This window comes from Georgenia sp. X1117 (genome assembly GCF_057784635.1).
The window spans coordinates 2,808,758-2,828,921 of sequence record NZ_CM173492.1 but is presented as its reverse complement, the minus strand read 5'-3'; the positions used below and the strand labels follow the sequence as shown (position 1 = coordinate 2,828,921).

Here is a 20,164-nt window from a genome sequence, read left to right as displayed (position 1 = left end):
GATATCTGCTCCCGACTACTCGTGGGCGGCCCAGGCGTTGGGGCGGCAGCCCTGCAGGCCCATGGACTGCTGGACCATGACCGGGGCGGGCTCGCCCGGCGCCGGGCAGTCCTCGTGCTGGTACCCGATGAGGTGACCGACCTCGTGGTTGACGAGGTACTGGCGGTACTGCCGCACCGTGCCGCCGGCCTCGAGGAAGGCGTCGATCGACCCAGCGAACCGGTCGGCGTTGAGCACGGCCCGTCCGTTGCGGCCGCAGGAGTAGATGCCACCGACGTCGAGCGGGGCGCACAGCTCGATGCTCAGCGGCCCGTCGGCGAGCGCGACGCCGAAGTCCGCGTCCTCGCCGTCGACCCGCTCGAAGGCGACCGAGCCGTCGTGCCCCCAGCCGCGCGGGTCGTTGAGCGTGTCCATCACGTAGTCGGCGAAGACCTCGCGGTCCATCGGGAGACCGCGCTCGACCTCGACGCGGACGCGGTAGGTCCGCTCCGCCTCGCGCGGCGCCGGCTCGGAGCCCTCGACGACGCGCAGCGAGCCCGAGCCCTCGGCGCCGGCCAGGTCCCCGCGGATCCCGGCCGCCCAGGCGGCGGCGTCGACGTCGTCGGGCAGCTCGTCGGCGGGTGGGGCGATCCGGACCAGGGAGAGCAGCGAGTCCTCCTCGGTGTCCTCCGAGCTCGGCGCGGGCCGGTCGCCGGAGGTGGCGGGCTGCTCGCCGGGGGCGCGCAGGAGGAGGCCGCCCGTCCCGACGGAGCCGTCCGCCCCGTCGGTGGCACCGGTGGGCAGCTCCTCGCCGTCGGCGGGCAGGGTCGTCGCGGCATCCGGCGCGGCGACCGGCGACGCCAGAGAGGGAGTCGTCAGCAGTCCCGCGCAGGCAAGGGCACCGGCCAGGGCGGTGAGTCGTCGGGGGGCACGCATCGCCGGACATTCTGGCACCCGTGCCCGCCCCTGTCAGTGAGCGTGCTTACGATGGAGGCCACGGCCACAGCGGCTACTGCGCCCGGGCACATCGGGCGGGACGGAGGAGCAACCATGCAGGTCACGATCGGTATGCGGGCGAGCGTGCGGGACGTCGTCGTCGAGATCGAGCAGGACGAGGAGGCCTTCGTCGCCGCCGTGCGCGAGGCCTTCGCCTCCGACACCCCGCTCGACCTCACCGACGCCAAGGGCAAGCGGTTCCTCGTCCCGGCCGCCGCGATCGGCCACGTCGAGATCGGCGCCGCGGAGGACCGCCGCGTCGGCTTCGGGCTGGCCTGATCCGACCGGGCACGAGCAGGTCCGATCGATCCCGGTCCGAGCACGCCCGGACCACCCGGCGCCGCGCCCGCGCGGCGCCGTTGAGTCCCGTCCCACTCCCGCGCATCTGCCCGGGGACGCAGGTACGGAGTATCGTCGAGCCGTCCCGGCTGACCGGTCGTTGTTCTTCGTGAATCCTCGCGCGCCCCGCGCGCCGCACCGTGTGCGATCGGCTGCCCGCGCCACCCGGCGCACCACCGATCGAGAAGAAGGCACATGACCACCGCTGCAACCTCCGGCGTCGTCGACGTCTCCGGCGCCCACGCCCCCGTCGAGACCGACCAGGCCGTCCCCGACATCACCGACGCCGAGACGCCCGCCGTCCCGGCCGAGCAGACCTTCGCCGACATCGGCGTCGTCGAGCCGATCGCCGGCGCGCTGCGCGACGTCGGGATCACCCACCCCTTCCCCATCCAGGCGCTCACCCTGCCCGTGGCCCTCAAGCGCGCCGACATCATCGGCCAGGCCAAGACGGGTACCGGCAAGACGCTGGGCTTCGGCATCCCGCTGCTGCAGCACACGGTCGCCCCCGGCGAGGACGGCTACGACGCGCTGCTCGACCCGGGCGCCCCGCAGGGCCTCGTCGTCGTCCCCACCCGTGAGCTGGCCAAGCAGGTCGCCGAGGACCTCGTCGCGGCCTCCCGGCGCCGCTCCGTGCGCATCGTCCAGGTCTACGGCGGTCGCGCCTACGAGCCGCAGATCGCCGCGCTCGAGGCGGGGGCCGAGGTCGTCGTCGGCACGCCGGGCCGGCTCATCGACCTGCTCAAGCAGAAGGTGCTGCGGCTCAACGCCGTGAGCACGGTCGTCCTCGACGAGGCCGACGAGATGCTCGACCTCGGCTTCCTGCCCGACGTCGAGACCCTGCTCTCCCGCACCCCCGCCAACCGCCACACGATGCTGTTCTCGGCCACGATGCCCGGCGCGGTCGTGTCCCTGGCCCGGCGGTACATGACGCGGCCCACGCACATCCGCGCGCAGGACCCGGACGACACCGGGGCCACCGTCAAGGCCATCCGGCAGGTGGTCTACCGGGCGCACGCGATGAACAAGGTCGAGATGCTCACGCGCATCCTCCAGGCCCGCGAGCGCGGTCTGACGATCGTGTTCACGCGGACCAAGCGCACGGCGGCCAAGGTCGCCGACGAGCTCGCCGACCGCGGGTTCGCCGCCGCGGCCATCCACGGCGACCTCGGCCAGGGCGCCCGTGAGCAGGCGCTGCGCGCGTTCCGCACCGGCAAGGTCGACGTCCTCGTCGCCACCGACGTCGCCGCCCGCGGCATCGACGTCGACGACGTCACCCACGTCATCAACTACCAGTGCCCCGAGGACGAGAAGATCTACCTCCACCGCATCGGCCGCACCGGCCGGGCGGGCAACTCCGGCACCGCGGTGACCTTCGTCGACTGGGACGACATCCCGCGCTGGTCGGTGGTCAACAACGCGCTCGGGCTGGGTCTGGCCGAGCCGCCGGAGACGTACCACACCTCCGAGCACCTCTACACCGACCTCGACATCCCCGAGGGCACCGGCGGGACGCTGCCGCGCTCGGCGCGCACCCGCGCGGGCCTGGAGGCCGAGGAGGTCGAGGACCTGGGCGAGACCGGTAAGTCCGCCGGCGCGCGCCAGAGCGCGCGGCGCTCCGGCGGTCGCGGCTCGGGTGGGCGTGACGGCGGCGGGCGCGACGCCGGTCGGCGTCGCTCCGGGGAGTCCGGTTCCGCCGCGGGCGAGGGCACCTCGGACCGGCCGCGTCGTCGGCGTCGTCGTCGCCGCACCGGCGGGTCCGCGGGCTCGGGCGGCTCCGCGGGCTCCGGCCAGGGCGGCACGAGCACGCAGAGCGCCGGCACCACGGACTGACCCGGCGCTGCAGCATCGACGGGCGGGCGGCGCCCGGTACCGCACCTCGCGGGCCGGGCGCCGCCCGCCTCGTCATGCCGGGGCGCACCCGCAGGGCAGGGGGCGCGTCAGCCGGGCGGTGTCCGGCGTCCGTCGGGTCCGCGGGACTCCGAGCGGGCGTCGGCGTCGTCGTCGGCGGGTTCCTTCGGGAGCGACGGCGGCGCAGTCCGGTCCCGGCCGAGGACGAGGGCGCGCAGCCACCGCGGTTCGGCCAGGATCCCGTCGAACGGCAGCCGCTCGGTGACGGCATGGAGCAGCACGGACAGCCCGACGGCGTACACGAGCACGACGACGAGGGTCACCCCCGGGTGCGCCTCCGCGAGCGGCCGCGCCGGCCCTTCGAGCACCCCCATCCCCAGCAGGAGCAGCGGCATGTGCGCCACGTAGATCGCCAGGGTCCGGCGCCCGAACCAGCTCCAGATCCCACCCCCGGGCATGCGGGACAGGCCGAGACCGAGCAGCGCCACAGCCGGCAGCCCCACGAGCGCCGTCACCACGAGGTCCACGCGGGTGTCGGTGAGGACGACGTCGAGCTCGTTGCGCGCCACGGCCAGCGGGATGAAGGCGAGCGCCGACAGGGTGCCCGCGACGACGATCCACCGCGGCCTCGCGCGCAGGGCGGGGGCGAGCAGGAAGCCGAGGAGGAAGAACGGGGCGTAGGAAAACATGGGGACCGTCTGCTTCCCCAGGTCCGGCAGGACCGGGCTGAGCCACATCACCACCGCGAGGCCGCCGAGGACGACGGGCCAGCGGCGCAGCAGCCGAGCCACCACTGTCATGAGCGCCAGCGACCAGATGAACCACAGGTAGTCCTCGGGCAGCAGCGCCTGGTCGACCACCCACCGCGCCGGCCCCTCCGGCATCGCCACCTCGGTCGAGAATCGCGCGCTCCACACGGCCAGCTCGATGAGCAGCCAGACGCCCAGCACCCACAGCATGGGCACGATCCGGGTGCCGAGCACGGTCCGCCACGGCCGCGTGGCGGCGTGGTGGAACAGCGCGCCGGACAGGGCGAACAGCCCGGGGATGCGGACCGCCTGCGCCACCCGCACCGCCGGCTCGAGCTCGGTGACCGGCATGCCGCCCCGGCCCATGAAGAACATCGCGTGCCCGACCACCACGAGGACGACGAGGAACCCGCGCGCGGCGTCGATCCACGCGACCCGGGTCCGGCCCGGACGCGTCCGGCTCCGGTCCCCGGCTGGATCCACCTGCACCGACCTCTCCACGTCGCGATCGTCGGGCCACGGTACACACGCGTGGTGCCGGGAGGCGCCCGGACCGGCCCGTCCCCCGCGGCGGGTCGTCCCCTAGGAGACGCCCCGGTAGTCGTCGACGAAGGCGAAGACGGCGGTGGCCATGAGTTGGACCGCGATCGCGGCGAGCAGCATGCCCGACAGCCGCGTGACCAGCGTGGTGCCCGAGACGCCGAGGGCCCGGTGCAGGATGCTGGAGAACCGCAGCGAGAGCCAGATGACGACGTGCAGCGCGACGATGGCGGTGGCCGCACCCACCAGCGCGGGCGTCGTGCCGGCCTGCTGGACGGCGAGCATCGCGGCGACGATCGCGCCGGGCCCGGCCATGAGCGGGGTCCCCATGGGCACGAGCGCGACGGCGGCGCCCGAGCCCGAGGGGCCCGGTTCCTCGGCCGCCCCGGAGAGCAGCTGCATCGCCACCAGGAGCAGCAGCAGGCCACCGGCGAGCTGGAGCGCGGGGACGGTGATGCCGAGGAACGACAGGATGTAGGGCCCGCCGACGGCGAAGGCCGCGATCACCCCCAGGGACACCGTGGTCGCCTGGAGGGCGGCGCGCTGGCGCTCCCTGACGGTCATCGTCGAGGTCAGCGACAGGAAGATGGGCAGGTTGCCCACCGGGTCCATGATGACGAACAGCGTGACGAACGTGGAGACCAGGACCGCCAGGTCGACGACGTCGCCCATCAGCCCGTACCGCCCGCACCGACCAGGGGGAGCGTGCCGGCGGCGACGATGCGCTCGAGCTGGTCCGGGGCGGTGAGCCGGTCGCCGAGCCGGTTGGTCTTGCCGGTGCCGTGGTAGTCGGAGGAGCCCGTGACGATGAGGTCGTGGCGACCCGCCAGGGCGCGCAGGCCGGCCACCGCCTCGTCGTCGTGGTCGAGGTGGTCGACCTCGAGGCCGAGGAGGCCGGCCTCGATGCTCACCGTCATCGCCTCCGCGGGCAGCCGCCGGCCGCGCACCGCCCACGGGTGGGCCATGACCGGGACCCCGCCGGCGGCGCGGACCAGCTCGACGGCCTCGCGCACGTCCGGCGCGTAGTGCGGGACGTAGTACTTCGTCCGGTTCGCCGTCGGCCCGCCCGGGGCGAAGGCGGCGTTCCGGTCGGGCACGTGCCCGGCGGCGACCAGCGCGTCGGCGATGTGCGGGCGGCCCACCGTGGCGCCGTCGGTGGTCTGCGCCAGCACGTCCTCCCAGGTGATCGGGAAGTCGACGGCGATGCGCTCGACCATCATCCGGGCGCGGTCGAGCCGCGAGCTGCGGGCCCGTTCGGTGCGGGCGAGCAGTCCCGGGTGCTCGGGGTCGTGCAGGTAACTGAGCAGGTGGATCGAGCGGCCCTCGAACTGGGTGGAGATCTCCATGCCGCGCAGCAGCGTGACGCCGAGCCCGACGGCTGCGCGCTCCGCCTCGGCCCACCCGGCGGTCGTGTCGTGGTCGGTGAGGCCGAGCACGTCGATGCCGGCCGCCGCGGCGGCGGCCACCAGCTCCCCGGGGGTCTGGGTCCCGTCCGACACCGAGGAGTGGGTGTGGGGGTCGATGCGCGTCCTCGTCACCCCGGGAGTGTACGAGGGCGCCGCCGCGGCCCCGCCCGCGCCGGTGCGACCATGGGGGCATGACGACAGCCGCCTCCGACAGCCCGGACACCACGACCGACCCGCAGCCGCTCGAGGAGCGCGGGTCCAACCGCTCCCAGCGCCCCAGCTCCGCGAACTTCCGCGCGTTCATCGCCGACGGGTGGGGGCCGACGGACGAGACGCTGCCCGCGCGCCTGGACTCGGCCGTCACGGCGGCGGCGGCCCGCGCGGCGATCTCCGCCGAGCTGCCCGGCGAGCGGCTCGTCCTGCCCGGCGGCGACCTGCGGGTGCGCAGCAACGACACCGACCACGTCTTCCGCGCGCACTCCGCGTTCGCCCACCTCACGGGCTGGGGCTCGGCCACCGAGCCGGACTCGGTGCTCGTGCTGCACCCGGTCGAGGACGGGCACGACGCCATCCTCTACTTCCGCCCGCGGGCCGGCAAGGACACCGAGGAGTTCTACGCCGACTCCCGCTACGGCGAGCTGTGGGTCGGTGTGCGCCCCTCGCTGGCCGAGGTCGAGGCCGCCACCGGCATCCGCACCGCCCACATCGACACCCTGCGCGACGACCTCGCCAAGGACGCCGGCGTCGACCAGGTCCAGGTCCGGCTCGTCACCGGCGCCGACCAGGCCGTCACCGCGCTGGTGGACGAGGTGCGGGCCGAGGCCGGTCTCACGCAGACCGCGCGTGCGGACGCCGAGCTGAGCGAGCGCCTCTCCGAGCTGCGCCTGGTCAAGGACGACTGGGAGGTCGACCAGATCCGGGCCGCTGTCGACGCCACCGCCCGGGGCTTCGAGGACGTGGTGCGCTCCTTCCCGCGCGCGTCCGGCCACCCGCGCGGGGAGCGCGTCGTCGAGGGCGCCTTCGCGGCCCGCGCCCGGCTCGAGGGCAACGGGGTGGGCTACGAGACGATCGCGGCGGCCGGCAACCACGCCAACACGCTGCACTGGATCCACAACGACGGCGAGGTGCGGCCCGGCGAGCTCGTGCTGCTCGACGCCGGGGTCGAGGTCGACTCGCTCTACACCGCCGACATCACGCGCACGCTGCCCGTCGACGGCACCTTCACCGAGCCGCAGCGACGCGTCTATGAGGCCGTGCTGGCCGCCGCCGACGCTGCCTTCGCGGTCGCCGCGCGCGTGAAGGACGACGGCTCGCGGGTCCGCTTCCGCGAGATCCACGCCGCCGCGATGGAGATCATCGCCGCCCGCCTGGCCGACTGGGGGATGCTCCCGGTCGACGCCGAGGCCTCGCTGCGCACCGACGGCCAGTACCACCGGCGGTGGATGGTGCACGGGACCTCGCACCACCTCGGCCTCGACGTGCACGACTGCGCGCAGGCGCGGCGGAACATGTACGTCGACGCCGAGCTCGTCCCTGGCATGGTCTTCACCATCGAGCCGGGGCTGTACCTGCGGGCCGACGACCTCAAGGTGCCCGCCGAGCTGCGGGGCATCGGCGTGCGCATCGAGGACGACGTGCTCGTCACGCCCGACGGGGTGGAGAACCTCACCTCCGCGCTGCCCCGCACGGCCGACGAGGTCGAGGCCTGGATGGCGCGCCTGCGGGGCTGAGCCGGCTCCTCCCGCGTCCTCGCGTCGGCCCTCTCCTGTTCGCCGAGGTGGACCGAACTCGTCCCGGACAGACCTCTGCGCAGTCAGTCTCGGGCGAGAAGGGTCCACCTCGGTGGTGCGCCGGCGCTGTCTAGCGTGCGTCCGCCGCGGGCGCGAGGTGCTCGCGGGCGAAGCGCAGCGACTCCAGACACATCGTGCGGCGCTGGAGGGTGGAGACCGAGCGGGTGTTGATCTCCACGACCACCGACCCGGCGAACCCGGTGTCGCGCAGGTGGTGGAGCACCTCGTCGCAGGGCTGGTTGCCGCGGCCGGGCACGAGGTGCTCGTCCTTGATGGTGCCGGTCCCGTCGGTCAGGTGCAGGTGGGCGAGCTTGTCCCCCAGCGTGCGCACCATCGTCATGGTCGCCTCGGCGTCCATGCCCGACGTCGCCGCGTGCGAGAGGTCGATGGTCACCGAGGCGTAGTCGTGCTCGGTGGGGTCCCAGCCCGGGGAGTAGGCCTTGACGTGGGCCCCGCCGGCCTGCGCCTGCCAGGTGAACATGTTCTCCACCGCGAGCCGCACCGGGCCCGTGCGCTCGCGCTCGGCGATGGCCTCGACGAACTGCCTGGCGTACCTGCGCTGCCACCGGAACGGCGGGTGCAGGACGACGACGTCCGCACCGACCTCGGCCGCCAGGTCCACGGACCGGTCGACCTTGTCCCACGGCGAGCGCCCCCACACACCCTGGGTGAGCAGGAGGGTGGGCGCGTGGATGGCGTGGACCGGCATGCCGTACCGCTTCGAGAGCTCGTTGATGAGGTGCGGCTCGCGGGACTCCGGCGCGGTGAGCACCATGATCTCGACGCCGTCGTAGCCGAGCTCGGCCGCCAGGGCGAAGGTGTCCTCCACGGACCCTGGCATGACGGAGGCCGTGGACAGGCCGACGGGGATGCTCACTGCTGGTCGGGCTGGCCGGTCTCGGGGGCGGAGCGGTGGGCGTCGGCCTGGCGGAGCTGGTCCTCGGCGTGGGCGCGCTGCTCGGGCGTGAGGTCCTCCAGGCGTGCGCCGTACCGCGGCGTGCCGTCGGCCCCGGGGGCGATGCCCGGCGCGGGCGCGACGCCCTGCTCGCCGTCCTGTCCCGCGGGGGCCGCGTGGGCGGAGTCGCCCGCCGGTCCCGCGTCGTGGGCGCGGTCCGCGCCCGGGGTCCAGGCGTCGTGGCCGTGCACGGCGCCCTCGCCGCCGGCGTGCCCGCCGTCGGGACCGGCGCCGTGCGGGGCGCCGTACGAGCCCGCGGGGGCGCCGTGCGATCCGGCAGGGGCGCCGTGCGCACCGGCGGGAGCGCCGTACGAGCCGGCGCCGTACGAGCCTGCGGCTCCGCCGCCCTGCGGCCCGCCGGGACCGGCGCCGTACGAGCCGGCACCCGCACCCGAGCCGCCGCCGGCCTGGAACGCCCCCGCGCCACCACCCGCGCCACCGGCACCTGGGCCGGGGGCGGAGCCCAGGAGGCCGGCCTGCTGCAGGGCCGCCCGCATCTCGTCGGCCACCGTGGGGCCGGCGAGGACGGTGTACCGCTTGGCCACCACCGTGCTCGAGGAGGTGAAATCCCGCGTCTTGGGGCGCAGCGCGTAGCCGACGATGCCCAGCAGCACGCCGAAGGCCGCGCCGACGAGGACCGGGATGAGGAAGTCGACCAGCCCGAAGTTCCCGATGACCAGCCACATCACGAGCGCCATCATCAGGCCGAACCAGGCGCCGGTCAGTGCCCCCGAGCCGGCGACCTTGCCGTAGTTCAGGCTGCCGGTGATCCGCTCGACCAGCCGCAGGTCCTCCCCGACGATCGAGACCAGCTTGACGTCGTGATCGTGGTCCGAGAGGTGGTCCACCGCCCGCTGCGCGTCCTCGTAGCTGGTGTACGAGGAGAGCGTGACACCGGTGGGGATGGTCAGCGCCCGTACCCCGGTGGGCTGGTTCGACATCGACATGGCCCCAGTATCGTCACCGTGAGCCGGGTGGCGCCAGCGCGCCGCGGGCCCCGACCGGCTCGGCCGGGCCCGGTCCGGCCCCCGCGGTTACCCTTCCAGGCGTGAGCACCACGACCTCCCGACCGGCGAACGTCGCCCGCGTCTACGTCGCCCGCCTGGCCGGCACCGCCGTCTTCGACCCGCTCGGTGACCAGGTCGGACGCGTGCGCGACGTCGTCCTGCTCTCCCGTGTGCGCGCCGAGCCGCGGGCCGTCGGGCTCGTCGTCGAGGTGCCCGGGCGCCGACGCATCTTCCTGCCCCTGACCCGCGTGACGGCGATCGAGCCCGGCGCGGTCATCACCACCGGGCTGCTCAACCTGCGCCGCTTCCAGGCGCGCACCGCCGAGATGCAGGTCGTCGGCGAGCTCCTCGACCGCCGCGTGCGCCTCGCCGACGGCTCCGGCGAGGCCACCGTCCTCGACATCGCCATCGAGCAGCAGCGCAACCGGGACTGGCTGGCCACGAAGGTGTTCGTGCGGCGGGTCCGGCAGCGGGCGACCTTCTCCCGAGGCGAGTCCCTCGTCGTCGGGATCCACGACATCGTCGGGCTCGACGAGCCGGCCACCCGGCAGGGCACCGACGCGCTCATCGCCCAGCTCAACGAGCTCAAGCCCGCCGACGTCGCCGAGGTCCTGCACGACCTGCCCGACGCCCGGCGCCTCGACGTCGCCACGCAGATGCCCGACGAGCAGCTGGCCGACGTCCTCGAGGAGCTCGGCGAGGACGACCGCGTGCACATCGTCTCCAGCCTCGACGTCGAGCGGGCCGCCGACGTCCTCGAGGTCATGCAGCCCGACGACGCCGCCGACCTCATGTCCGAGCTGCCCGAGTCGACCGCCGCCACGCTGCTCGAGCGGATGGAGCCCGACGAGGCCGAGGACGTGCGCCGCCTCCTCGCCTACGACGAGCACACCGCCGGTGGTCTGATGACCACCGAGCCGGTCATCCTCGCCCCCGAGTCCACGGTGGCGACACTCCTGGCCCACGCGCGCCGGCGGGACGTCCCCGCCGCGCTCAGCGCGCTGCTGTTCGTCGTCCGCCCCCCGCTGGAGACGCCCTCGGGCCGGTTCCTCGGGGTCGTGCACCTCCAGCGCGCCCTGCGCGAACCCCCCACGACGGCGATCGGCACCATCCTCGACGTCGACATCGACCCGGTCCTGCCCACCGACGGGCTCGGCAAGGTCACCCGACTGCTGGCGACGTACAACCTCACCGCGCTCCCGGTGTGCGACGAGGACGGCCGCCTGCTGGGGGCCGTCTCCGTCGACGACGTCCTCGACCACCTCCTGCCCGACGACTGGCGCGAGGCCGACGAGGACGTGACCGACGAGGCGATCGACGAGACCGTGGAGGAGAGGCACAGCGATGACTGACCGGCTGGACACCCCCGCCGAGCGCCGGCCCCGGCTGCTGCGCCGATCCTCCGACCCGGACAAGGTCGGACGGATCTCCGAGTCCGTGGCGACCTTCTTCGGGACGCCGCGCTTCCTCATCTACCTCACCGTGTTCGTCGCGGTGTGGCTGATCTGGAACACCTGGGGCCCCGCCGACCTGCGCTTCGACTCGCAGGAGTTCGGGTTCACCGTCCTCACGCTCATGCTCTCGCTGCAGGCCTCGTACTCGGCGCCGCTCATCCTGCTCGCGCAGAACCGCCAGGTCGACCGCGACCGGGTCGCCGCCGAGCAGGACCGCCAGCGGTCCGAGCGCAACCTCACCGACACCGAGTACCTCACTCGCGAGATCGCCTCGCTGCGCATGGCCGTCGGCGAGGTCGCCACCCGTGACTTCGTCCGCTCCGAGCTGCGCGACCTGCTCGCCGACGAGGTCGAGCGGCGTGACCGGCGCATCGTCGAGCTCGAGCGCGAGGTGGCCCGCCTCTCCCACGACGCCACCGAGGACGACGCGGACGACGTCGTGCCCGGGAGTGACCCGGACGAAGGTCCGGGGCAGCCCGCCGGACGTGACGCAGCAGACGCCCCGGACCCGGCCGGCGTCGACGGCCCCCTTCGGTGAGGGCGCCCCGCTTGCCTACCATGGGTGCATGAGCGCCCCCACCGTCGAGTCCGTCCGCACCGAGCTCAACAAGGTCATCGACCCGGAGATCCGTCGCCCCATCACCGAGCTGGGCATGGTCCGCAGCGTGGAGGTGGGTGAGGACGGCAACGTCGTGGTCGGGATCGACCTCACCACCGCGGGCTGCCCGCTCAAGGACACCATCAACCGCGACGTCACCACGACCGTCGCCGCGATGGAGGGCGTCGTCGACGTCCAGGTGGCGATGGGCGTGATGACCGAGGAGCAGCGCAAGGAGCTGAAGACCCAGCTGCGCGGCGGCACCCCCGAGCCGGAGATCCCGTTCAGCAAGCCCGGCAACCTCACCCGGATCTACGCCGTCACCTCCGGCAAGGGCGGCGTCGGCAAGTCCACCGTCACGGCCAACCTGGCCACCGCGATGGCGGCGACCGGCCTCAAGGTCGGCGTCCTCGACGCCGACATCTACGGCTTCTCCATCCCCCGCATGCTCGGGGTCGAGCTGCCGCCGACCAAGGTCGACGACATGATCCTCCCGCCGGTCGCGCACGACGTGAAGGTCATCTCGATCGGCATGTTCGTCCAGGACCGCCGCCCCGTGGTGTGGCGCGGGCCGATGCTGCACCGCGCGCTGCAGCAGTTCCTCGCCGACGTGTACTGGGGCGACCTGGACGTGCTCCTGCTCGACCTGCCGCCGGGGACCGGGGACGTCGCCATCTCGGTGGCCCAGCTGCTGCCGGGCTCGGAGATCCTCGTCGTCACCACCCCGCAGGTCGCCGCCTCCGAGGTCGCCGAGCGCGCCGGGACGATCGCCGAGCAGACGCGGCAGAAGGTGGTCGGCGTCGTCGAGAACATGAGCTGGTTCGAGGGGCCCGACGGCTCGCGGACCGAGCTGTTCGGCTCCGGGGGCGGCGCGGAGACCGCCCGGCGCCTGAGCGAGACGCTCGGCTACGACGTCCCGCTGCTCACCCAGCTGCCGCTGGAGGTCTCCGTGCGCGAGGCCGGCGACGCCGGTCTGCCGGCCACCTCCTCCCCGGAGGCCGCCTCCTCCCCCGCGGCGACCGGGCTGCTCGACCTGGCCAGCACACTGGGACGTCGGGCGCGCGGGCTCGCGGGCCGCTCCCTCGGGGTCACCCCGGTCTGACCTCTCGCCACCTGCCCGCCGCCGGAGCTCCGGCGGTCGGGCGGGGTCGGCACGCGCGCGGGGCGCGGCCTACGCGCGGGGGTCAGGATTCTCGCGGGGTGCACCGAGCGGGTGCACCGCGCGCGGCCCGTCACGCCACGGTCAGGTGGCGTCCGGGTCGAAGGGGGCCGGGACGGTCCCGTCGGTCACCGCCGCGGCGCTCCGGGCGCCGGACCCACCGGCGACCGCGGGCGTGCCGTGCGTGGCGACCCCGGCCGAGCCCTCGGCCGAACCGGCGGCCGGCGCCGCCGCGGCGCTCGTCGGGTCCTGGTGCGACGTCGCCACCGCGGTCGCCGCCGCAGCCGTCGCCGCACCCGGACCGCGCGCGGACCAGGCGGCGTTCCCCCCGGGCCCGCGGGCGGCCCCCGATGCCGTCCGGGTCGGACGGGCGGGGTCCCGCATGGCGTCGGCGACGATCCGCCGGGGGTCGTACTGACGCGGGTCGAGGTCCTTGAGGTCGGCCAGGTCGTCGCCGAGCTCGGCCCGCACCTTGTCGCCCGTGTCCCGGGCGACGGCGACCACCCGACGCACGACCCGGGCCAGCTGTCGGGAGAGCTCGGGCAGCTTCTCCGGTCCGACGACGAGGAAACCCACGAGCAGCAGGACGACGAGCTCGCCACCGCTGATTCCGCCCATGACGAGATCCTAGGCGCCCCGGGTCAGAACTCCTCCTCGACCTCCGCGAGCTCGACGTCGACCTCCTGCTCGTCGCCGTCGCGGTCGATGGTCAGCGTGATCGTGTCCCCACCCTGGTGCGAACGGACGAAGACGATGACCTCCGAGGGGTCGGTGACCGGGGTGCCGTCGACGGCGAGGATGATGTCGCCCGGCTCGATGCCGGCCTGCTCACCGGGGCCGCCCGGCACGACCGCGGAGTCGTCCTGCACCACGCGGACACCGGCACCGAAATAGCTCGGGTCGAGGCTGATGCCGATCTGGGCGAAGGTGGCGTGCCCGTCCTCGATGAGCTGCTGGACGGTGAGCTCGACCTGGTTCGAGGGGATCGCGAAGCCCAGGCCGATGCTGCCGGGAGTTCCGCCACCCTCGCCCCCCGCCGCATAGATCACCGAGTTGATGCCGACGACCTCACCGTCGTAGTTGAGCAGCGGGCCGCCGGAGTTGCCGGGGTTGATCGCCGCGTCGGTCTGCAGGGCGTTGATGTAGCTCTCGTCGCCGGCCTCGCCCGCGACGACCGGGCGGTTGCGTGCGGAGATGATGCCGGCGGTCACCGTGCCGGTCAGGCCCAGGGGGGCGCCGACGGCGATGACGAGGTCACCGATGACCACCTCGTCGGAGTCGGCGAGCACCAGCGGGGTGAGCCCGTCCCGCGGCACCTGCAGGACCGCGAGGTCGTAGCCCGGCGACCGACCGACGAGCTCGGCCTCCTCCTGGGTGCCGTCGTGGAAGGTCACCGTCAGCACGCCGCCGTCCCCGGCCGGCTCGACGACGTGGTTGTTGGTGACGATCAGCCCGTCCTCGGAGTAGATCATCCCCGTGCCGGAGCCGCCGGTCTGGCCGTCGCGGGCCTCGATGTAGACCGTCGAGGCCAGGGCGATGTCGGAGATCGTCGCCACGGAGGCGTCCGGGCGGTCGACGCCCACCGCGCCGCTCTGCGACTCGGGGTCGATCCCACCGGCCGACTCCTCCTCGCCCGAGGTCGCCTCGCCGTCGTCCTCCCAGAACAGCCAGCGGCCGCCGACGGCACCGAGCACGAGCCCGGCGAGGAGGGCGACCGCGGTGAGCAGGGCGACGACGGGGACGGCCACACCCCGTCGGCGGCTCTCGCGCGGCTCACGCCCCTGCGGGGCGGACGCGCTGTAGCCGGCTCCCGAGCCCGGGCCGCCCGTGCCGGCACCGCCGCCGTAACCGCCGAACGCGCCGGCGCCCCCGCCCCCGCCGGTCGGCGATCCGCCAGGCGCCGGGGCGGAGCCCGCCGAGGATCCGCGGGGCGGGGCAGGCGCGGCGAAGCCGTGGCCCGGCTGGTGCGCGGCCCCCATCCTCGTGGACTCCCCCGCGTCAGGGCCGGGGGCCGCCTGGCCGCGGTCCGCTCCCGAGGCGCCGGAGGGCCCCGGGCCGTGGCTGCCGGCGGCCGGACCGCCGGTGCCAGCGCCAGGCCCGGCGCCGCCGCCGGCGGCCGGAGCGCCGCCGGGGCCGCTGCCCGCGACCGGACCGCCTGCGCCACCACCGGCGGCCGGAGCGCCGCCGCCGGGCGCGTACCCGCCCGCGGTGGGTCCGCCGCCGCCCGGGCCGGAGGGCGCGGAGGGGGTGGGGGTCGCCGGCTGCTGGCCGCCCGGGCGCTGGGCCTGGGGGAAGCTGCCGGTGCTGGTGCCGGTCGGGCGGGCCGACGGCATCGGCTGCCGCGCGCCGGTGGGTGCCCACTGCCCCTCGCGGGGCCGGCCCGAGGCCGGTCCGGGGTAGCCGGGGCGGTGCGGGGAGCCGCCGGGGCGCGAGGGCTCCGCCGGACCGGAGGGCTGGGACCGGGACGGCGTCGTCGACTCGTCGTCCTCGAGGTCGTCGGGGGGCGCGAATCGTGACGTCTGTGCCGACAGCGCGGGGTCGGTCTCGGCAGGTCGTCCGTCCGGACGCCAGGCTGCGGGGTCCGCACCCTGACCCGCGGGGTACTGTCGGTCATCAGCCATCGGTGGCCCTCCTTCGGTCGGGCTCACGGTACCCGCGCAGAGGTCCCGCCGTGGCCCGCACAGGTGTGCAGCGCTCCCCTGTCCGGCACTGCTCCCGGGCGGCCTCCCTCCCCCGCGCCCGGCCCGCCTCCCGCGCGGGCGGCGGCCCCCCACCTACCATCGGTGCCAGTCGGGCGCGGTCAGGCGCGCCACCGTGGAAGGGGATCAGATGTCGGTCGACAAGGCGCAGTCGTGGGCCTACGCCGAGGAGCTCGTCGCCGAGGGCGACGTCATCGCACGGGCACGCACCCGGGCCGACGAGCTGGGCGTGCGTCCTGTCTCGCCGGGCACGGGCTCCGTCCTGCGCCTGCTCGCCGCCTCCTCGAACGCCAGGGCCGTCGCCGAGATCGGGACCGGCACCGGGGTCTCCGGGCTGTGGCTGCTCGCGGGGATGCCCGCCGACGGTGTGCTGACCACGATCGACGTCGAGGGCGAGTACCAGCGCTCGGCGCGCGAGTCCTTCCTCGCCTTCGGCGTGCGCCCCGCCCGCACCCGCCTCATCTCCGGCCGCGCGCTCGAGGTGGTGCCCCGGCTCGCCGACGGCGCCTACGACCTCGTGCATGTCGACGGCGACCCGGCCGAGGCGCCCGAGACCGTCGACCACGCGATCCGCCTGCTGCGCACCGGCGGTGTCCTCGTCGTCTCCGGCGCGCTGTCCGGGGACCGGGTCGCCGACCCGGCACGGCGCGACGAGACCACCGTCACCGCGCGCGAGCTGGTTCGCTCCCTGCGCGACGACGAGCGCCTGCTGCCCACCCTGCTGACGGCCGGCACGGGCGTCCTGGCCGCCGTCCGGGTCTGACGAGCAGGACTCGCAGACGGACGTCGTCGGGCACCTGACGGCGACCACCGTCCCGGGACCGGAGTCCCGGAGCAGCCAGAATCTCCTGTCCTACCGTGGAAGCAGTCCACGGAAGGAGCGGCGATGGGGTCGGCGACCGAGCAGGTACGCGCCGAGGGAGAGGGGCGGGACGAGCTGCTCGGGGTGCGGCTGCCCGGCGCGGAGGACGCGGCGCTCGATGTCGGACGGGTACGGAGCTCTCCGCGCACACCGCGCCCCAGGCCGCCGACATGGGTGCTCAAGGCCAGCATGTCGGTCACCGGCATCGTCTTCGCCCTGTTCGTGTTCGTCCATATGCTCGGCAACCTCAAGATCTTCCAGGGCGAGGCCGCGCTCAACTCCTACGCGCACTGGCTGCGCACCGCCTTCTACCCGGTGCTGCCGCACGAGGGCCTGCTGTGGGTCCTGCGGATCGTGCTCAGCGTCGCGCTCGTCGTGCACGTGGTCGCCGCGGGGATGCTGTGGTACCGGGGGCGGAAGGCGCGGGGCCCCCACCGTCGGACGAAGATGCGCGGCACGCGGTCGTTCGCGGCGCGGACCATGCCGGTGACCGGCCTGATCCTGCTGTTCTTCGTCGTCTTCCACATCCTCGACCTCACGATCGGCGCGCAGCCGGCCGCCCCCGAGACCTTCCAGGCGGCGACCGAGACGACGTCGAACGCCTATGCCAACGTCGTCGCCTCGCACTCGCGCTGGTGGTCGGCCGGCATCTACATCGTCACGATGCTCGCCCTGACCGTGCACCTCTCGCACGGCATCTTCGTCGCGGCCGCTGATCTCGGCGCCACGGGCCGGCGCTTCCGGGCCGTCCTGGCCGCGGTCGCCGGCCTCATGGCCGTGGCCGTGCTCGTCGGTAACGCGCTCATCCCGATCTCGGTGCTCGCAGGGTGGATCTCATGAGGTGGCCGTGGCAGAGGGAGGAACTCGTGACCGAGACCGAACCCGGCGTCGGTGCAGCGGTCGGACGGGGCGGGACCCGCCGCGGCGAGCGGCTAGGTGAGGAGCGGCGCAAACAGCAGGAGGTCGGACGTTCCGGCGCCGACCCCGCTCGGGACGCCGAGGCACCCACGGCGAGCGGCGCGGACGAGGGCCCGACCCGAACCCCGGCGTCGGAGCACCAGCGCCCGTTCGAGGCTCCACCGTCGCACGCGCCGGGCGCGCGGGTCGGGCCGGAGCTTGACGGCAGGGTGCCCGCCGGCGACCCCGCCACCGCGTGGCAGCGTCGCCGGGACGCCTACCGCCTCGTCAACCCCGCCAACCGCCGGAAGTTCAAGGTGATCGTCGTCGGCAGCGGCCTCGCCGGCGCGGGTACCGCGGCGGCGCTGGGCGAGCTCGGCTACGACGTCGAGTGCGTGACCTACCACGACGCTCCGCGGCGCGCGCACTCGGTTGCGGCGCAGGGCGGCATCAACGCCGCTCGTGCCCGGCAGGTGGACAACGACTCACTGCACCGGTTCGTCGTCGACACCGTCAAGGGCGGCGACTTCCGCGGCCGCGAGGCGGAGGCGTTCCGGCTCGGCGAGGAGTCGGCGCGTGTCATCGACCACCTCGACGCCATCGGCGCCCCGTTCGCCCGCGAGTACGGCGGCCGGCTCGCCACCCGCTCGTTCGGCGGCGTGCAGGTGAGCCGGACCTACTACACCCGCGGCCAGACCGGCCAGCAGCTCCAGGTCGCGTCCGCACAGGCGCTGCTGCGACAGGTCGACGCCGGCACCGTTACCCTGCGCACCCGTCACGAGATGCTCGACCTGGTCATTCAGGACGACCGCTGCACCGGTGTGGTCCTGCGGAATCTGCTCACCGGTGAGATCTCGGCGCACACCGCGCACGCCGTCGTGCTCGCCACCGGTGGCTACGGGAACGTCTTCTACTTCTCCACCCTGGCGAAGAACTCCAACGCGTCGGCCGCGTGGCGGGCCGTGCAGCGCGGGGCGCTCCTGGCGTCGCCGAGCTTCATCCAGTTCCACCCGACGGCTCTCCCGGTCAGTTCGCGCTGGCAGTCGAAGTCGATCCTCATGTCGGAGTCGCTGCGCAACGACGGACGCATCTGGGTGCCGAAAAAGCCAGGCGACGAACGCCCCGCCAACGACATCCCCGAGGACGAACGCGACTACTACCTCGAGCGGCGCTACCCCGCGTTCGGCAATCTCACGCCCCGCGACGTCGCCTCCCGCAACGCCAAGGAGCAGATCGACGCCGGCCGGGGAGTGGGCCCGCTGAAGAACTCGGTCTACCTCGACTTCCGGGACGCGATCGCCCGTCTCGGCAGGGAGACGGTGACCGAGCGCTACGGGAACCTGTTCACGATGTACGACCACGCCACGGGCGAGGACCCCTACACCGTCCCGATGCGGATCGCGCCAGGAGCCCACTTCACGATGGGCGGGCTGTGGTCGGACTATGACATGCAGACGTCGATCCCCGGGCTGTTCGTCGGCGGAGAGGCCGGCTGGGGCTACCACGGTGCCAACCGGCTCGGCGCGAACTCGCTGCTGTCGGCGTGCGTCGACGGCTGGTTCACCCTCCCGTACTCCGTGCCGAACTACCTCGCGCCGCTGCTCGGTACGCCCTTGCCCGACGACGACGCCCCGGAGGTGCGCGAGGCGCTCGCCCGCGCCCGCGGACGGGTCGAGCGCCTGATGGCGATCGGCGGAGAGCACGGCCCCACCCACTTCCACCGGCTGCTCGGCGACATCCTGTACGAGGGCTGCGGCGTGGCCCGGTCGGCCACGAGCCTGGGCAGGGCACTGGCGGAGATCCGCACGCTGCGCGCCCGGTTCTGGCGCGAGCTGCGAGTGGCGGGGACCGGACAACGGCTCAATCAGGAGCTGGAGAAGGCGGGTCGGGTGGCCGACTACCTGGAGCTCGCCGAGCTGATGTGCGTCGATGCGCTGGACCGCGAGGAGTCCTGCGGGGCACATTTCCGCACAGAGCACCAGGCGGACGGGGAGGCGCTGCGAGACGACAAGAGATGGGCGTTCGCCTCCGCGTGGGGCCTCGACGGAGGGACCGTGGAGGACGGCCGATGGGTGCGCCACGCGGAGCCGCTGACCTTCTCCACGGTCCCCCTGGCGACAAGGAGCTACACGTGAGACTGAGACTGAGGATCTGGCGGCAGGACGATCCGGCGGGGATGGGCCGCTACGAGGACCACACCGTCGACGACGCGACGCCCGAGATGTCGATCCTCGAGCTGCTCGACCGGCTCAACGAGGACCTTGCGGAGCATGGCGGCGATCCCGTGGCGTTCGAGTCCGACTGCCGCGAGGGCATCTGCGGGGCGTGCGGCGTCACGGTCGACGGCAAGCCGCACGGGCCCGCGGACAACACGCCGAGCTGTCACCAGCGGCTCAGCGCCTTTACCGACGGACAGACCGTGACCGTGGAGCCGCTGCGGTCGGCGGCGTTCCCGGTCATCCGCGACCTGGTCGTCGACCGGTCGACGTTGGACGAGCTCATCGCCGCGGGCGCGAGCGTCACCGTACGGGCGGGTACCGCCCCCGACGCCGACGACGTCGGCGTCACGCACGAACAGGCCGAGGCCGCCCTCGACATGGCGGCCTGCATCGGCTGCGGCGCCTGCGTGGCCGCCTGCCCGAACGGGTCGGCGCACCTGTTCGCGGGCTCCAAGCTCGCGCACCTGTCGTTGCTGCCGACTCCCGGCAAGGAACGCGGCCGGCGGGCTCGTTCGATGGTGAGCGCGCTGGAGGAGAACTTCGGCCCGTGCTCGCACTATGGCGAGTGCACGGTGGTGTGCCCGGCCGGCATCCCGCTCACGGCGGTGGCGATGGTGCCCAAGGAGAGGTGGCGTGCCTGGTGGCGGGACAGTGCCGACTAAAG

General features: G+C 74.2%; 18 protein-coding genes. 10 read left to right on the top strand and 8 right to left on the bottom strand.

Features of this window, described 5'->3' with window-relative positions; all coding sequences use genetic code 11:
• Positions 1-15: 15 nt before the first annotated feature.
• Entirely contained in the window at positions 16-915 is a 900-nt protein-coding gene (locus tag AC3D3D_RS13050) for a DUF3152 domain-containing protein (protein ID WP_463663324.1), read from the bottom strand.
• A 114-nt stretch (positions 916-1,029) separates the two neighbouring features.
• Between AC3D3D_RS13050 and AC3D3D_RS13045 the strand changes: the two genes are divergently transcribed.
• Both AC3D3D_RS13045 and AC3D3D_RS13040 read left to right on the top strand, forming a co-directional pair.
• Positions 1,030-1,254 carry a DUF3107 domain-containing protein gene (locus AC3D3D_RS13045; protein WP_463663323.1) on the top strand — a complete coding sequence of 75 codons (225 nt, stop codon included), beginning with the start codon at positions 1,030-1,032 and terminating at the stop codon, positions 1,252-1,254.
• 255 nt (positions 1,255-1,509) lie between these two features.
• Positions 1,510-3,147 carry a DEAD/DEAH box helicase gene (locus tag AC3D3D_RS13040; RefSeq protein WP_463663322.1) on the top strand — a complete coding sequence of 546 codons (1,638 nt, stop codon included), beginning with the start codon at positions 1,510-1,512 and terminating at the stop codon, positions 3,145-3,147.
• Positions 3,148-3,254: 107 nt separating this feature from the next.
• Here the strand turns inward: AC3D3D_RS13040 and AC3D3D_RS13035 are convergent, their stop codons facing one another.
• The 3 genes from AC3D3D_RS13035 to AC3D3D_RS13025 form a co-directional block, all read right to left on the bottom strand.
• Positions 3,255-4,403: an acyltransferase family protein gene (locus tag AC3D3D_RS13035; protein WP_488512114.1), complete on the bottom strand. Its 1,149-nt coding sequence runs from the start codon at positions 4,401-4,403 to the stop codon at positions 3,255-3,257.
• Between the two features lie 93 nt (positions 4,404-4,496).
• Complete coding sequence (locus AC3D3D_RS13030) at positions 4,497-5,126, bottom strand: MarC family protein (RefSeq protein WP_463663320.1); 630 nt, start codon at positions 5,124-5,126, stop codon at positions 4,497-4,499.
• A complete protein-coding gene (locus tag AC3D3D_RS13025; protein WP_463663319.1) occupies positions 5,126-5,992 on the bottom strand; it encodes a PHP domain-containing protein in 867 nt (288 codons plus the stop codon). The genes AC3D3D_RS13030 and AC3D3D_RS13025 overlap by 1 nt, the downstream gene beginning before the upstream one ends.
• Before the next feature lie 59 nt (positions 5,993-6,051).
• On the opposite strand from AC3D3D_RS13025, the gene AC3D3D_RS13020 reads away from it, so the two are divergent.
• On the top strand, positions 6,052-7,590 hold the full coding sequence (locus AC3D3D_RS13020; protein WP_463663318.1) for an aminopeptidase P family protein: 1,539 nt from the start codon (positions 6,052-6,054) through the stop codon (positions 7,588-7,590).
• A gap of 130 nt (positions 7,591-7,720) precedes the next feature.
• Here AC3D3D_RS13020 and AC3D3D_RS13015 read toward each other — a convergent pair whose 3' ends face one another.
• Positions 7,721-8,527: a sugar phosphate isomerase/epimerase family protein gene (locus AC3D3D_RS13015; RefSeq protein WP_463663317.1), complete on the bottom strand. Its 807-nt coding sequence runs from the start codon at positions 8,525-8,527 to the stop codon at positions 7,721-7,723.
• Positions 8,524-9,552 carry a YflT domain-containing protein gene (locus AC3D3D_RS13010; protein ID WP_463663316.1) on the bottom strand — a complete coding sequence of 343 codons (1,029 nt, stop codon included), beginning with the start codon at positions 9,550-9,552 and terminating at the stop codon, positions 8,524-8,526. Before AC3D3D_RS13010 ends, AC3D3D_RS13015 begins: the two co-directional genes overlap by 4 nt.
• 101 nt (positions 9,553-9,653) lie before the next feature.
• Here AC3D3D_RS13010 and AC3D3D_RS13005 point away from each other — a divergent pair, with 101 nt between their 5' ends.
• Genes AC3D3D_RS13005 through AC3D3D_RS12995 form a run of 3 tightly spaced genes read left to right on the top strand, consistent with a single transcriptional unit; the run spans position 9,654 to position 12,766 of the window.
• Positions 9,654-10,964 carry a magnesium transporter MgtE N-terminal domain-containing protein gene (locus tag AC3D3D_RS13005; protein ID WP_463663315.1) on the top strand — a complete coding sequence of 437 codons (1,311 nt, stop codon included), beginning with the start codon at positions 9,654-9,656 and terminating at the stop codon, positions 10,962-10,964.
• The gene (locus tag AC3D3D_RS13000; RefSeq protein ID WP_463663314.1) at positions 10,957-11,604 is read left to right on the top strand and encodes a DUF1003 domain-containing protein; all 648 of its coding nucleotides are present in this window, start codon (positions 10,957-10,959) and stop codon (positions 11,602-11,604) included. Before AC3D3D_RS13005 ends, AC3D3D_RS13000 begins: the two co-directional genes overlap by 8 nt.
• 28 nt (positions 11,605-11,632) lie before the next feature.
• Positions 11,633-12,766: an Mrp/NBP35 family ATP-binding protein gene (locus AC3D3D_RS12995; RefSeq protein WP_463663313.1), complete on the top strand. Its 1,134-nt coding sequence runs from the start codon at positions 11,633-11,635 to the stop codon at positions 12,764-12,766.
• Between the two features lie 141 nt (positions 12,767-12,907).
• Here the strand turns inward: AC3D3D_RS12995 and AC3D3D_RS12990 are convergent, their stop codons facing one another.
• Both AC3D3D_RS12990 and AC3D3D_RS12985 read right to left on the bottom strand, forming a co-directional pair.
• Positions 12,908-13,441, bottom strand: coding sequence for a twin-arginine translocase TatA/TatE family subunit (locus tag AC3D3D_RS12990; RefSeq protein WP_463663312.1), 534 nt, complete (start codon positions 13,439-13,441; stop codon positions 12,908-12,910).
• A 23-nt stretch (positions 13,442-13,464) separates the two neighbouring features.
• Positions 13,465-15,444, bottom strand: a complete 1,980-nt coding sequence (locus tag AC3D3D_RS12985) for a S1C family serine protease (RefSeq protein WP_463663311.1) — start codon at positions 15,442-15,444, stop codon at positions 13,465-13,467.
• A gap of 208 nt (positions 15,445-15,652) precedes the next feature.
• Here AC3D3D_RS12985 and AC3D3D_RS12980 point away from each other — a divergent pair, with 208 nt between their 5' ends.
• The 4 genes from AC3D3D_RS12980 to AC3D3D_RS12965 all read left to right on the top strand — a co-directional run bounded on the left by AC3D3D_RS12980 (position 15,653) and on the right by AC3D3D_RS12965 (position 20,162).
• Positions 15,653-16,285: an O-methyltransferase gene (locus AC3D3D_RS12980; protein ID WP_463663310.1), complete on the top strand. Its 633-nt coding sequence runs from the start codon at positions 15,653-15,655 to the stop codon at positions 16,283-16,285.
• Between the two features lie 123 nt (positions 16,286-16,408).
• Complete coding sequence (locus AC3D3D_RS12975) at positions 16,409-17,224, top strand: succinate dehydrogenase cytochrome b subunit (protein WP_463663309.1); 816 nt, start codon at positions 16,409-16,411, stop codon at positions 17,222-17,224.
• Positions 17,225-17,250: 26 nt separating this feature from the next.
• Positions 17,251-19,416 carry a fumarate reductase/succinate dehydrogenase flavoprotein subunit gene (locus tag AC3D3D_RS12970; RefSeq protein WP_463663308.1) on the top strand — a complete coding sequence of 722 codons (2,166 nt, stop codon included), beginning with the start codon at positions 17,251-17,253 and terminating at the stop codon, positions 19,414-19,416.
• Positions 19,413-20,162, top strand: a complete 750-nt coding sequence (locus tag AC3D3D_RS12965; RefSeq protein ID WP_463663307.1) for a succinate dehydrogenase/fumarate reductase iron-sulfur subunit — start codon at positions 19,413-19,415, stop codon at positions 20,160-20,162. Before AC3D3D_RS12970 ends, AC3D3D_RS12965 begins: the two co-directional genes overlap by 4 nt.
• Positions 20,163-20,164: the final 2 nt, after the last annotated feature.